This window comes from Vibrio sp. D401a, assembly GCF_030248515.1.
Taxonomy (GTDB): Bacteria; Pseudomonadota; Gammaproteobacteria; order Enterobacterales; family Vibrionaceae; genus Vibrio; species Vibrio rotiferianus.
This window is the reverse complement of sequence record NZ_JAHGAI010000012.1, coordinates 213,936-227,183: the sequence shown is the minus strand read 5'-3', so window position 1 is coordinate 227,183 and position 13,248 is coordinate 213,936. Positions and strand designations below refer to the sequence as shown.

General features: G+C 44.0%; 14 protein-coding genes. 8 read left to right on the top strand and 6 right to left on the bottom strand.

Annotation, left to right across the window (positions count from 1 at the left end):
* Positions 1-34: 34 nt before the first annotated feature.
* The 4 genes from KIV41_RS07840 (at position 35) to KIV41_RS07825 (ending at position 4,322) form a co-directional block, all read left to right on the top strand.
* Entirely contained in the window at positions 35-1,786 is a 1,752-nt protein-coding gene (locus KIV41_RS07840; RefSeq protein WP_285336018.1) for a DEAD/DEAH box helicase, read from the top strand.
* A 77-nt stretch (positions 1,787-1,863) separates the two neighbouring features.
* A complete protein-coding gene (locus tag KIV41_RS07835) occupies positions 1,864-2,292 on the top strand; it encodes a PepSY domain-containing protein (protein ID WP_038886169.1) in 429 nt (142 codons plus the stop codon).
* A gap of 31 nt (positions 2,293-2,323) precedes the next feature.
* Entirely contained in the window at positions 2,324-2,983 is a 660-nt protein-coding gene (locus tag KIV41_RS07830) for a response regulator transcription factor (RefSeq protein ID WP_005442273.1), read from the top strand.
* Positions 2,973-4,322: an ATP-binding protein gene (locus tag KIV41_RS07825; RefSeq protein ID WP_285336017.1), complete on the top strand. Its 1,350-nt coding sequence runs from the start codon at positions 2,973-2,975 to the stop codon at positions 4,320-4,322. Before KIV41_RS07830 ends, KIV41_RS07825 begins: the two co-directional genes overlap by 11 nt.
* A 77-nt stretch (positions 4,323-4,399) precedes the next feature.
* Here KIV41_RS07825 and KIV41_RS07820 read toward each other — a convergent pair whose 3' ends face one another.
* The gene (locus tag KIV41_RS07820) at positions 4,400-5,695 is read right to left on the bottom strand and encodes an LssY C-terminal domain-containing protein (protein WP_285336016.1); all 1,296 of its coding nucleotides are present in this window, start codon (positions 5,693-5,695) and stop codon (positions 4,400-4,402) included.
* Between the two features lie 14 nt (positions 5,696-5,709).
* A complete protein-coding gene (locus KIV41_RS07815) occupies positions 5,710-6,444 on the bottom strand; it encodes a glycosyltransferase (RefSeq protein ID WP_088880609.1) in 735 nt (244 codons plus the stop codon).
* 406 nt (positions 6,445-6,850) lie between these two features.
* Between KIV41_RS07815 and rplY the strand changes: the two genes are divergently transcribed.
* Positions 6,851-7,129: a 50S ribosomal protein L25 gene (rplY, locus tag KIV41_RS07810; protein WP_010449038.1), complete on the top strand. Its 279-nt coding sequence runs from the start codon at positions 6,851-6,853 to the stop codon at positions 7,127-7,129.
* A 227-nt stretch (positions 7,130-7,356) separates the two neighbouring features.
* On the opposite strand, the gene KIV41_RS07805 is transcribed toward rplY, so the two are convergent.
* Together KIV41_RS07805 and KIV41_RS07800 are read right to left on the bottom strand one after the other, a co-directional pair.
* Entirely contained in the window at positions 7,357-7,872 is a 516-nt protein-coding gene (locus KIV41_RS07805; RefSeq protein WP_038887291.1) for a GNAT family N-acetyltransferase, read from the bottom strand.
* Between the two features lie 14 nt (positions 7,873-7,886).
* Entirely contained in the window at positions 7,887-8,591 is a 705-nt protein-coding gene (locus KIV41_RS07800; protein ID WP_285336014.1) for a GNAT family N-acetyltransferase, read from the bottom strand.
* A 349-nt stretch (positions 8,592-8,940) separates the two neighbouring features.
* Here KIV41_RS07800 and ushA point away from each other — a divergent pair, with 349 nt between their 5' ends.
* Together ushA and KIV41_RS07790 are read left to right on the top strand one after the other, a co-directional pair.
* A complete protein-coding gene (gene ushA / locus KIV41_RS07795; RefSeq protein ID WP_138942082.1) occupies positions 8,941-10,656 on the top strand; it encodes a bifunctional UDP-sugar hydrolase/5'-nucleotidase UshA in 1,716 nt (571 codons plus the stop codon).
* 438 nt (positions 10,657-11,094) lie between these two features.
* Positions 11,095-11,316, top strand: coding sequence for a hypothetical protein (locus KIV41_RS07790; protein WP_010449052.1), 222 nt, complete (start codon positions 11,095-11,097; stop codon positions 11,314-11,316).
* A 124-nt stretch (positions 11,317-11,440) separates the two neighbouring features.
* Here KIV41_RS07790 and KIV41_RS07785 read toward each other — a convergent pair whose 3' ends face one another.
* Positions 11,441-11,689 (bottom strand): DUF1289 domain-containing protein, encoded by a 249-nt coding sequence (locus KIV41_RS07785; RefSeq protein WP_285336056.1) that lies wholly within the window; start codon positions 11,687-11,689, stop codon positions 11,441-11,443.
* Positions 11,690-11,909: 220 nt separating this feature from the next.
* Between KIV41_RS07785 and KIV41_RS07780 the strand changes: the two genes are divergently transcribed.
* Entirely contained in the window at positions 11,910-12,356 is a 447-nt protein-coding gene (locus tag KIV41_RS07780; RefSeq protein WP_038887289.1) for an META domain-containing protein, read from the top strand.
* A gap of 92 nt (positions 12,357-12,448) precedes the next feature.
* On the opposite strand, the gene KIV41_RS07775 is transcribed toward KIV41_RS07780, so the two are convergent.
* Positions 12,449-13,117: a hypothetical protein gene (locus KIV41_RS07775; protein ID WP_045368626.1), complete on the bottom strand. Its 669-nt coding sequence runs from the start codon at positions 13,115-13,117 to the stop codon at positions 12,449-12,451.
* Positions 13,118-13,248: the final 131 nt, after the last annotated feature.

Sequence of the window (13,248 nt, the reverse complement as noted above, 5' to 3'; positions counted from 1 at the left end):
TAATTCGAATAGTTGAGCAATTTCACAGATTTTCATGTACACCCTTCGACCATACCAAGCCGACTCTGTAAAAGCGGTGATTCACTATTTTCGTAAACACTCCACACCAGCGGTCATTGTGCTGCCTACAGGTGCGGGCAAGAGCTTGGTCATTGCAGAGTTAGCAAGGCTTGCCAAGGGCCGCGTGTTGGTACTTGCTCACGTAAAAGAGCTGGTGGAACAGAACCATGCAAAGTACGAAGGGTATGGTCTAAAAGGATCGATATTCTCAGCAGGGCTTGGGAGAAAAGAAACCGATCAACAAGTGGTGTTTGCCTCGGTTCAATCCGTGGTGCGCAACCTAGATTCTTTCAAGAACCAGTTTTCTTTACTGGTCATTGATGAATGCCATCGCGTGCCAGACGAAAAAACCAGTAGCTATCAAAAAGTGATCACTCATCTAAGAGAGCTTAACCCTGGCATTAAAGTTTTGGGATTAACCGCTACCCCATACCGCTTAGGCATGGGCTGGATTTACCAGTACCACACCCGTGGACAGGTTCGAACTGAAGAGTCACGCTTTTTCCGTGACTGCATCTTCGAGCTCCCTATTCGTTACTTACTGGATGAAAACTTCTTAACACCTGCTCGTATGATGGACGCCCCCGTCTTATCTTATGACTTCTCGCAGCTCAAACCGGCTAACACAGGTCGATACAAAGAAGCCGAAATGGACATGGTGATCGACAAAGCTAAACGTGCGACACCACAGATCGTTGAACAAATCATTCAATACGCCAAAGAACGTAAAGGCGTGATGGTGTTTGCTGCCACGGTTCGCCATGCACAAGAAATCCACGGTCTGTTGCCAGAAGGCGAAACCGCGATTGTGATTGGTGATACGCCAACACCCGAACGCGATACCATTATTCAATCGTTCAAGAACCGTGAAATTAAGTACTTGGTCAACGTGTCCGTTCTGACCACGGGCTTCGATGCACCACATGTGGATTTAATCGCGATTCTTCGCCCTACCGAATCCGTCAGTCTATATCAACAGATTGTCGGGCGTGGTTTGCGCCTGTCGGAGGGCAAATCCGAATGTTTAGTACTGGATTACGCTGGTAACAGCTACGATTTATACCAACCTGAAGTCGGTGATCCGAAGCCTGACTCCACCAGCGAGATCATCACCATCCCTTGCCCTGCTTGCGGCTTTAATAACAACTTCTGGGGTAAGTTAGACAGCAACGGCTTTTTGCTGGAACACTTTGGTCGCCGCTGCCAAGGGTATTTTGAAGACGATGAAACAGGAGAGCGCGAGCATTGCGGTTACCGTTTTAGAGCCAAATACTGCGGTGAGTGCGGTGCTGATAACGATATTGCAGCGCGTATTTGCCATGAGTGTGATGCCACTCTTGTTGACCCAGACAAAAAGCTCAAAGAAGCATTGAACCTAAAAGACGCGCTGATCTTTGAATGTACAGAAATGGATTTGACGGTGTTTAAATCCAGTGATGGCAAATCACAATTGAAAGTGACGTATTCTGGTGAAACCTATCAAGGCGAAGGCAATGCACTGGTGCATGAGTTCTGGACACTGAATACCAAAAAACAGAAGCAAAATTTCAAAGACCAGTTTGTTCGCCCCCACCTCGCCGACAAACATCGTCCGTTTGAAGAAGCATCGCCAACTAAAGTGGTGGCCAACCAGCATCGTTTCCGTCTACCGCAATTTGTTATTGCCCGTAAGTCAGGCCGTTTCTGGAAGCTGCGCGACAAGATCTTTGACGACGAATTAAGATAAGCGAATGCTCACTAATTCACTTTCTGTTCATGTACAGCACGATATAATCGTCGTAACTCATTGAAAAAGGCTTTGCCATGTCTATCTCCTTCACTCCGCGCAAACTTTCCGTGCTGCTAGCTATATTTCCGCTTTTATTGTCTGCACCAAGCTTTGCTGATCACCACGATCACAAAGACCATCATGATGACAAAGATGGTCACGCTATCGTTCGTGACGTCGAAAAACCGGGGACACGAATTGAGTTCGATGAAGATCAGGATGAAGTCTACCGCGCCGTTCAGAAAGGCTATATCCGCCCGTTCTCTGATATGTACGCAGCAGTGGAGAATGATTTATATGGGCGTATTATTAAAGTTGAACTTGAAGAAGACGATGACGAATGGGTTTACGAACTTAAGATCTTGTTCAATGACAGTGTGATAAAGGTGGAATACGATGCCGCTACACTAGAAATGCTCGAGATAAAAGGACGTAACTTCAATAAAGCTCTTAAGCCGCAGTAATCGATATCCAAACATAATTAGAAGAAAGAATATGAAAATACTTGTTGTCGAAGATGAACCTCGCCTAGGCGAACAGATTTTAGAAACATTGGAAAACAATGGCTGGGTACCAGAACTTTCCCAAGATGGCATCGATGCGCTTTACCGTGCGACCTCTGAAGAATGGGATGCAATTGTGCTCGATCTAGGTTTGCCAAAACTAGATGGTCTAACGGTCCTTAAAGGTATTCGAGACGAAAACATTAATACGCCAGTTGTTATTTTGAGTGCCCGTGACACATTATCTCAGCGTGTTGAAGGCTTGAATGCTGGTGCAGACGACTACCTAACCAAGCCATTTGAAATGGTTGAACTAACTGCACGCCTTCGCGCTCAATTACGCCGCGCTTCAGGTAACGCCTCTCCTGTCATGCAGATTGGTGATTTGAGTTTAGATACTCGCTCCTCAAAAGTACTGTGGCAAGGACAAGCGGTCAGCTTAACCGCATTGGAATATAAAGTTGTCGCCTACTTTATGCACAACCCAGAGAAAGTCATTTCTCGTACCGAGTTGGTAGAGCATATCTACAAACAAGATTTTGACCGTGATTCAAACACCATCGAAGTGTTCATCGGTCGTATTCGTAAGAAAATTGCACCGAAAATCATTAAGACAGTTCGTGGACTCGGGTATCAATTGAATGCGGAATAAAAACAAACTTCCCATGCACATTCTTAAGCGGCTGAGTATCAAAAGTCGCTTAGTACTCGCGGCGGTCGTTTGGCTCACAGCGATGATCCTCGCCGCTGGGGTGACAATCCCAACCCAAGTCTACGTCTACATGGTAGATGACACTCGATCACAATTGAATGTCTACATGGACGAGATTGCCGCCCAGCTCGAAGTCGACAGCAAAGGCCAACTAACCCTGCCTACTCAGCTTTCCGATCCTAGATTTAATCGTCCATACAGTGGTCTTTACTGGAGCGCATCGACGGACACAAGCCTAGAGCGTTCGCGCTCCCTATGGGATAAGAAAATCGAGTACAAAGGGTTAGATAAAGACGCCTTTGGTGCTCGTGATGAAAAACTGATCACGTTGAAAAAGACCCTTTATCTGCCAGATTATGATGGTCCCATTAATGTCATCATCGGTATTGACGAAGACCCAATTGAAGGCACAATCCAGTCTTTAACAGGGCAGCTTTGGATCATTTTAGGATTGCTGTTTGCCGGTGTTCTTGCGGTTATCTTGCTACAAATCGCATGGTCTTTAAGCCCGCTGACCAAGCTGCAAAGAGAATTAGCCGAGCTTAAATCAGGTAATAAGAAGGGCTTGGAAGAAGAGTACCCGAAAGAAATCTCACCTTTAATTTCTGACCTCAATGCTCTGCTCTTTCACTATCAAGAGTTGCTTGAACGTGCACGAAATCATGCGGGAAACTTATCTCACGCGCTAAAAACACCACTTTCGGTTTTAAAAAACGAAGTGCAAAACTTCACACCTGAAGAACAAGAACGCTTGAACGCACCAATCACACAGATCCAACAACACATCGATTATCACTTGGGTCGTGCTCGTATGGCGGGTTCAATGAACATCCTTTCGGTGAAATCGAACCCTTCAGAGCGTGTTGATGCCATATCAATGGCGTTTGACAAGGTCTACTCACATCGTGACGTCACACTGATTAACGAGCTTGATTCTGATTTGAATGTTGCGGTAGAGAAAACCGATCTGGATGAGATGGTGGGTAACTTACTGGAAAATGGCTACAAATGGGCGAATAGCATCATTCGTGTTCACTCAACGCTAGATAAAGACAACATTCATATCATGATTGAAGACGACGGCCCGGGGATCCCTGCGGAGCAATTATGCCAAGTGATAAAGCGTGGTTACCGACTGGATGAAACGACGCCGGGTTCCGGTTTGGGCTTAAACATTGTCAGTGAAATGGCGCACAGTTACCGCGGTCAGCTTGAACTATCAGAGAGCAAAATGGGCGGTTTAAAAGCCACATTGATTCTGCAAAAGAGCCGCGCTTAAGTCGCTTACATCAGCCACTCACAGTAACGCTTTAAAATGGCACTTATCGATTTATTCGCTAGGTGCCATTTTTGTATCTAGATTGAGCTCTGGCTACTTAAATTTAGAGCTAACGACGGCTCGCTAATCAACAACACGTTTCCATCAGAGTAATAGTCATGCTTACTGTCCATTGCAACAGGCTGTGCCAGCGAATATAACTCCCCCACTAACGCTAAATCACTCACTTCAATTTGATTCGCTAGACGGTCTCTTTCGCTGTCCACATTAGGATCTATTCGATGCAACACCGTCACAATGCCTGAGTAATGCGCCAACTTGAGACCGTCATCGTAGCTAATCGCTCCAACCCAAATCGGCTGACCAGACTTTGATTCTAAACCTGCTTGCCACCAGCGGATATGAGAACGTTTTAGCAAACTTCCGGGCTCTTGGAATGCCATCGACTGTGGCTTGCCATTCCAAAACAGATCAGAAACGGGCGGCAGTTTCTGCTTCAACAAACTCACATAATCTGCTAGCTCGATGTCGTTTCTCGAGAAGGTTTTATTCTCTAGCCAGCCTAGCTCTTGCATTAGGCTTCTCGGGGATTCACCAACATACACCAAGTTCACTGCCTGGGCGTCAAACACATTCGAGCGCCCCGGATAAACCTTAAAGCCGATATCATCAAGTACTATCGGTTGATTTTTAGTAACATCGGTTTGTTCTACATTGTAGTCTGCTAAATAGAAAAAGTGTCCATAATTCGCAGCAACTAAACAGAGCACTAAAGCTGTTAGGGATTTACTCCATTTACGGGACCAGTTTTTCTTCCAAGCCACAAAGGCGAATACAGAAGCGATGAGCGCTGAGGCGATAAGAAGCTTGTGTTCAAACAGGATGAACTTAATGGAATCAAGTGGAATCCATGTGTTAAGACCCGCGGCAAGCAAATACCCTGCAACGACAAACTGTCCAACACCGAGCATCAATCCAATTGATGAACAGACCGTAAAACGCTTCCAACTCACATTCACGGAACCCGCCATAAATGGCACGACCCAAGCAACAGGTCCGAGTAAGCGTGCAAAGATCAAAATGGCATTGCCGCGTTTTTTCATCAGCAAACGGCAACGGGCTATTGGGCGCTTCGTCTTGGTTTGCCACCGAATAAGCTTCCTCTGCGCTTTAGAGCCAGAACGTTTGCCAATAAAATAACTGAGTTGGTCGCCAATCCAACCGCCCAATAAAACGGCGACGACGCCCCAAATGACGCCTTGGTGTAATTGATAGCCCGCAGCGAGCAAAAACGGCTCGCCCGGGATAAAGAGGTTAGGTCCAATCGTCGCATCTAACAGAGCCCCGAAGAACAGACTGATCGCTCCCAGCATGCAGCCCCCGACGATTATGAGTGTTGATCTTTATAGTGGCCGAATTTGTATTCCATTTCGTTATTACGCATCTCGCCAAAGAAGAATCGACGCATATTAGCTTTGAAATAGGTCATGCCCATTTTAAAGAAACCGTCTTGATCAAGGCGGCGCGGATCGAATTCAAAAGTCATAGGTAAGAAGCGGAAACGCCATGTTTTTGAAGCTCGCTTTACATAATCGCAATCTTCACAAAGCGTGATGGACTCATCAAAGCCATTGATCTCTTTATGCGCACGTTTTGTAGAGAAAATACATGCCCCTACTGCGGTTGGAAATGTGTATTGAGTAATAAACAAACCTGCGTTAAACAGACCGTAGCCTAACTTATGTGCCATTGGCAGATCGTTTGATCCCATATAAACACCTGCTACTTCCAACTTCGCACCTTCCAATTTACCCATTGCTCGGCTCAGAAAATCGCTCGGTAAGCGCACGTCCGCATCTAAGAAAAGAATACGTTCATATTTTGCAAGTTCTGCTCCCGTGTTGCGTCCTAAGCTGACACCACGCGTTTCCATATGATGAACAGTCAGTTCTGGTAGTGAGCCATCGTAAGCTTGCGCGACCTCTCTCGTCGAGTCTTCGCTGTTCGAATCCACCACGATCACTTCAAATTTTTGGTGAGTTTGCTTGGTTAAATCTTCAAGTAGTCGACCAATACGTTTTTCTTCATTCAAGGTAATTACAACGATACTAACTGAATCCATAATGTGCTCCATTGAGGTTATCCGTTTATTTACGATGGAGAATAGAACCGAGTGACTTAACGGTTACTGAGGCCAACATTCATTTTGCGTTCATTTTGTTAATGAATGATTTCGTTCAGCAAGAGAATTGACTGCAAGAGGAATAAAACGTGCGAACAAAAAAAGCAAAATCGGTTAAAATCAGCGCAATGTGAGCAAACTTTTGCCCGAGCCGCAAAAACGACACTCTTCTGCAAGAAGAATTACTGGCTTTTTGGTGATTTAGGTACAATTTCGGTTGCTGAATTCAGAGCAGGATGATAGTATCCGCGCTCGCTTGAACAGTTCCTGTTTCAAGCTTTACCACGAACACAAGGTCGCATTGTGTCGTGAAGTTTTATTTTTTACTAATTTGAGAGTAAATACTATGAAATTCGAAGCAGTAGTACGTACTGAACTAGGTAAAGGTGCGAGCCGCCGCCTACGTCACGCTGGCAAATTCCCTGCAGTTGTATACGGCGGTGAAGAAGCAGCAGTTGCTATCGTTCTTAACCACGACGACATCGTTAACCAAATGGACAAGCCAGCGTTCTACGAAGGCATCGTTCTAGTTATCGACGGCGCTGAAGTTAAAGTTAAGCCACAAGACGTTCAACGTCACGCTTACAAGCCAAAAGTTGAGCACATGGACTTCATCCGTATCTAATTCCCTACCAAGGAATTAACGGATAAAATCCAAACCTTTTGCATAAAAGATTATCGGACTTACCAACCGAGACATCTAAAAAATTTCAAAACCCCGGAGACTTACCACCTCCGGGGTTTTACTATTTAGGGAAAAGTAAATTCTCTTCCTCTTTTCTCAATTTTATCTTCATTGCCAGCAGCTTACTCTACCAAACGCTGCGCAGCACATCCTTCACCAGTAAGTTATCACGTTCGTGCTATATACTTCACTAACGTAACATCGTTGAGTGTCATCTCATCAATGACTTCCGCTTCCTCCTCTCCAGAACGTACAAAACCGCACTTCTTGTAGAAATTAAGCCCTTGCTTATTGCTGTCCAACGCCTTAAGACTGATTTGCATCACTGGCGTTGAGAGCAAGCGAGTTTCTAATTCATCGATCAGAGCACTACCAGCACCTTGCCCGAAGTATAAGGGAGATACATAGCAGCAAGTCACAATAGCCGTTTTATCTTCACTGGAGTGATTAGGCAGCTCATAACTCAAAAAGCCGACAATCTCCTTCTGCTTCTCTACAACAATGAGATGCGCCAGTTGCTCCGTCATAACCCGAGTCCACATTCGCTCTCTACGCTCTCGAGTAAATTGGTCGATGTAGCTTTGAGGCATTAACCCTTTGTAAGCGACTTGCCATGAATCGACGTGTATTTTGGCGATCTGACCCGCTTCATCTCTAATTGCATTTCTAACTGTATATTCCATTGCTTGACTTTCCATTACTCCGGAGTAAACACCCTTTGACGACTGTACGCTTCAAACCCAAAAGACTGGCAAAGCTTTATCGAAGGCGTATTTTCGATATTTACTCGATACCTGATTTTACGCTGCCTCAACTTCACTTCATTGATTAAATGACTGAGCAGGCGTTTTCCATACCCTTTTCCTCTTGCTTCAGGAGAAACCAATATGGATAAAGATTCAAACGGTTCTTTCCCTTTATAGCAATAAGAAGCCAACACCGCGACCAGCTCATTTTTGTCAAATATGCCGTAAAAGAAATGGCTATCGAGGTCAAAGTCCGCTTTAAGGATATCTTCTTCGCTCATTCGGCTAACAAAAGATTCAAGTAATTCGAGATCAGATTCGATCGAGAGAGGAATTATCCCATCATCTTTATTATTACTATTATCATTAAATAAATAGTAGTCGACATCATCAAATTCACAGAACAATTGCTGATCATTGAGCTTTCTCTCCAGCTCATTTGGGTGAACATGTTTAATTGTTTCCCATAAACTTTCTGGGCAAGAAATATATGTGACGCTACCCGATTGGTATAGAAATACAGCGCAAAGTTCAGAGAACTTTTGCCAATAGTGCGGGTCATAAGAATAGCCGTTGTACAAATTGCCGCTCGCATTGAACAGTCTTTGCCATGAGCAATCGATTTCCGCGGTAAGTGTGGTTGTTTTTTTGAGCATCCCTTCCTCTCAACACAGCGTACAGAAAAATCTTAACTATTTGTTTCATTGAGGGTAAGAAGACATTAATCTGATAAAATAATCACCAAAGTTTGCTTCATATCTCACCAAAATGCGTATTGATTCACATTAGAAAAATGAATTCAATTAAGTCACTCACAAAATAAAAACTTAAATTTAACTCCCAACCACAAAATACCATTTCTGTTTATTTGTAGACTTAGGTAGCAGCCTCGTTAATTCCTTTCGTCGACAGAAGTATAAATAAGACTCTGATCACTAAAGTTTAATATTTTTTCCGTATATTTCACGCCGTAACTAAATCAAAATCACACAGAAAGGATCCCCTATGAAGTTTTCCAAATCTCTTTTGGTGCTTTCAGTCGGCGCAGCACTAGCAGGATGTGGCTCAGACAGCGATAACTCTCCAGTTACTTGTGAAACAGCAGATTCATGTACTAAATTCACTGTTCTACACACTAACGACAACCACGGTCGTTTCTGGGAAAACAGTAAAGGTGAGTACGGCATGGCAGCACGTAAAACTCTTATCGAGTCAATTCGTGCCGAAGTTGCAGCTAATGGCGGTGAGTCAATCCTACTTTCAGGTGGTGACATCAACACTGGTGTTCCTGAGTCAGATATGCAAGACGCAGTGCCAGACTTCGTAGGTATGAACCTTCTTGGCTACGACGCAATGGCAGTAGGTAACCACGAGTTTGATAACTCTCTAGATGTCCTAGACATGCAAGCAGAACTTGCTGACTTCCCAATGCTAGCAGCAAACATCTATAAGAAAGATGCTGACGGTAAAGTAACTGATGAACGTTACTTTGCTCCTTACAAAGTGTTTACTATCAACGGTCTTAAAGTTGCAGTAATTGGTCTTACTACAAAAGATACTGCGAAGTTAGTTAACCCTGACAATGTAGCAAGCATTTACTTCGAAGACCCACAAGTTGAAATCCAAAAAACACTTGCTGAAATCGAAGCTAACGAAAAAGTTGACCTAGTATTTGCAACTACGCACATGGGTCACTACCAAGACGGTAACCACGGTAGTGAAGCGGCGGGTGATGTAATGCTGGCACGCTCTCTTAAAGAAGGTGAGCTTGATGCAATCATCGGTGGTCACTCACAAAACCCTGTGTGTATGGAACCAGGCACTAACGAATACGCTGACTTTAAACCAGGCGACGATTGTGCACCAGACCAACAAAACGGCACTTACATCATGCAAGCGCATGAGTGGGGTAAATACGTTGGCCGTGCAGATTTTGAATACTACGACGGTAAACTACACCTAGCAGATTACGCGCTAATTCCAGTAAACCTAAAAGCCAAAGATGAAAATGGTGATTACCAGTTCATCACTGAAGAAATCAAGCCTGACGCAACAGTTAAGTCAATTCTTCTTCCTTACCAACAGCAAGGCCAAGATCTTCTAGACGTTAAAGTTTCTGAAACTGACGGCAAGCTAGAAGGCGACCGTACTACAGTTCGCTCACAGCAAACTAACCTTGGTCACCTATTGGGCGAAGCGTACCGTACTTACAACCTAGTAAATGCAGACTTCGGCGTGATGAACTCAGGTGGCGTTCGTGATTCAATCCAAACGGGTGACATCACTTACCGCGATGTACTGACAGTACAGCCTTTCGGTAACTTTGTAACGAAAGCAACCATGACTGGTGCAGAAGTGAAAGAGTACCTAGACGTAGTAGCAACTAAGTCTGCAGGTTCTGGTGCATACGCTCAACTAGATAACATCACGCTATCTGTTGATTGTGATGCTAGCGACGTAACAATCACTGACATCAACGGCAAAGGCTTCGATCTTGCAGCAACGTACACATTCTCTGTAATCAGCTTCAGCGCAGCAGGTGGTGATAACTACCCAATCATCGACGTTGAGTCTACGCAGATGACTGACGCTTCTGTTCTGCGTGAGTTCTTTGTGAACAACCCTCAGATCTCAGCTGAAGACTTCAATAAAAACTTAGACAACATTCAGTACTTCAGTAACGGTCAAGCTGTTAAAGGCTGTCCATCTGCAAGTAACTAAACAAGCATAATTGCTTTAACTTGTTGTCGACGTCCACTCAGTTAGTTAACAACTGAAACAAAGGTCGTCAGACTGACCCGAAGACCAACCGGAGCCGTAAAGCTCCGGTTTTTTATTAGCGCTAAATCTCTGATAAAACACCACCTTCACAAATCGTTCAAAAAATGTTCATTTGTGTTATTGACGCCTCTGTGTAGGACTTCTATGTTTGATAAGGTCTTTCATATATGCAGATTCATTAACTGTGATTTATGACTCTTTTTGATTAACATAGCTAATGATTCTAAGAAAGGTGCGAATGGCGTTACAAACACTGCTCTCAAACAATTTGTCTCTCAGACTTCAAACTAAAGCGATGGGCTTCTACGCTCCCGCAAATGAGCAGCCACCCGAACGCCAATGTGTTCAAACTGCTGCCATCGAGTTCTGGAGGTCAAAATGAAACGAGCCAGCAACAGCTATAGACTGCAATTAATTAAAGAAGTGGTCACTCGTAGAGAGCGCGAAGCGTGTACTGATCCTATGGCGAGATACATACATCAACTAATGGATGAATTGCCAACCAGTAAATTAGACGTGGAACAAAATCATCGCTTTGCAGGTAGTCACTTCGACGAACAAGCAGGAGGCTGGGTAAGCGACCAATGGTCTTTAAAGTAACGCCAAACGCTCATATCTTTGGGCGAGAAAATGGATAGGAAGTTCCCGGCTCTTATGGATAAGAATTTCAGACTGGGCCGGGAATCGTTATGGAGCGAGAACAATCAAAATAGAAATAAAAAAGCTAGAACAGATCTTGTTGTGGTGATGCATCATCGCGAGGCACTTCTTTTTTACTCTTCCCTGCTAACACCTTTCTTCTGTATCGTTGTCGACACAGCTTAATGACGTGCAACTGCTGCGCAGGAGTAAAGCTCAGCCAATTAAACCGCTCTTCTCTTTTACGCATGCATCCCTTGCAGTAACCTTTTTCGTCAGAAGTACAAACTCCGACACAAGGACTTTGGACGGTAAAAAACTCCAATTGCTCCATGCTCAACCCGTTCTTCCGTTCACTTATTTAAGTCCGATACGTTTATAATCAAATAACCATAAGAAATTTCGAAGTTTTCGGTGAATTTCAATACCGAGAATGGGATCTCTGTTATAAAATACGCCGTGTTTAAAAACATACGAAACCATAACCGTATGCTGACAAAAACAGTGTTTTATTACCTATACTTACCACGTTTTCTAAAAACGGAGTCAATAAAATGAAGCTTAGCCTAAAAACGTTAGTAGCAGCAATCTCACTTCCAGTTCTAATGACTGCATGCGCTAGCAATGGTGACAATGTGAAAGAAATTACGGCTCAAGATCTACAGCACCATAACTGGCAGTTGGTTCAAATCGATGGCAATAACATCGAACTGAAAGAGCGTCAAAAAGCACCTCGCCTAGAGATTGGTGAAAACCTGACGGCAAACGGCAACGCTGGTTGTAACAACTTCTTCGGTCAAGCTGAACTGAAAGACAACCAACTACGCATCGAAAAAATGGGTATGACCATGATGATGTGTATGGATGACCAAATGAAGATTGAAAAAGTAATGTCTGAAACGCTTTCTGATTGGAGCAACATTACTCTGACTAACGAAGGTCTAGTACTGAAAAACGCAGACCACGAACTAACGTTCGAATTGCGTGATTGGGTAAACTAATCCTATATTCGTTTCGAGGCAATCAGTCTCTGACAGAATAAGTCTCTAAAAAAGCAGCCAATGGCTGCTTTTTTTGCTTTCGGTTTTTATCATCAGAATGACTGCTGAGAATAAGACTCCCCGTCAAAACCACTCAATTGCTCATACGCTTTAGACAGAATTGCAATCCCGATGATGGTGACTACAAAGCTCAGTAGACTCATTAAGAAAGGTAGTTGCAAAAACGCCAATGGCGACATCGCCAATCCGAACAGAAGCGGCACCAAAATAACCACGCTCATCATGTACCAAGTATGGCCTTTGGTCAGATTCCATGCATAAGGGAAAGAGACACCTTTACCGATGGCAATCGCTGGAAACACAAGTACCAGTCGGCAGCAAATAACACCTAACACCAGCAACGCGATAGCGGCAAGTGCTACATTAATCATGGCGAAAAGCGCCGCAACCGCGACAACTGCGATTGTCATTGCCAAGTAGTGGCCAATAAACCACATTTCGATCTTTCCAAAAGTGAAACGTCCCCACTGAGGTACCGATTGAGGGCCTTTCAAAATGATGCTGTGTACGTTTATTGCCACAATGGCAGACAGTAATGCCATCAAAATTTGCACTAAGACAGTAGCACCGTCACCTTCTGATTTGCTTAAGAGAAGATCCAGAATAATTGAGAGGAGGATGGGTAACGCAGTTGCTTTTGCGATCGCTTGTTTATGAGTACTCAGAGAAGAAAAAGCGCTTTTAACGGTATCGACAAACATAGTTAAGTTCTAGCCAAGATTAAGGTTTATTCTGGTTGCTGATGTTATCTTCCTGATATCAATTGAGCAAACCTTTCCCTAAATATCATTAGGTTACAATAAATATTTCGACCTAAATACTTTCATTTATC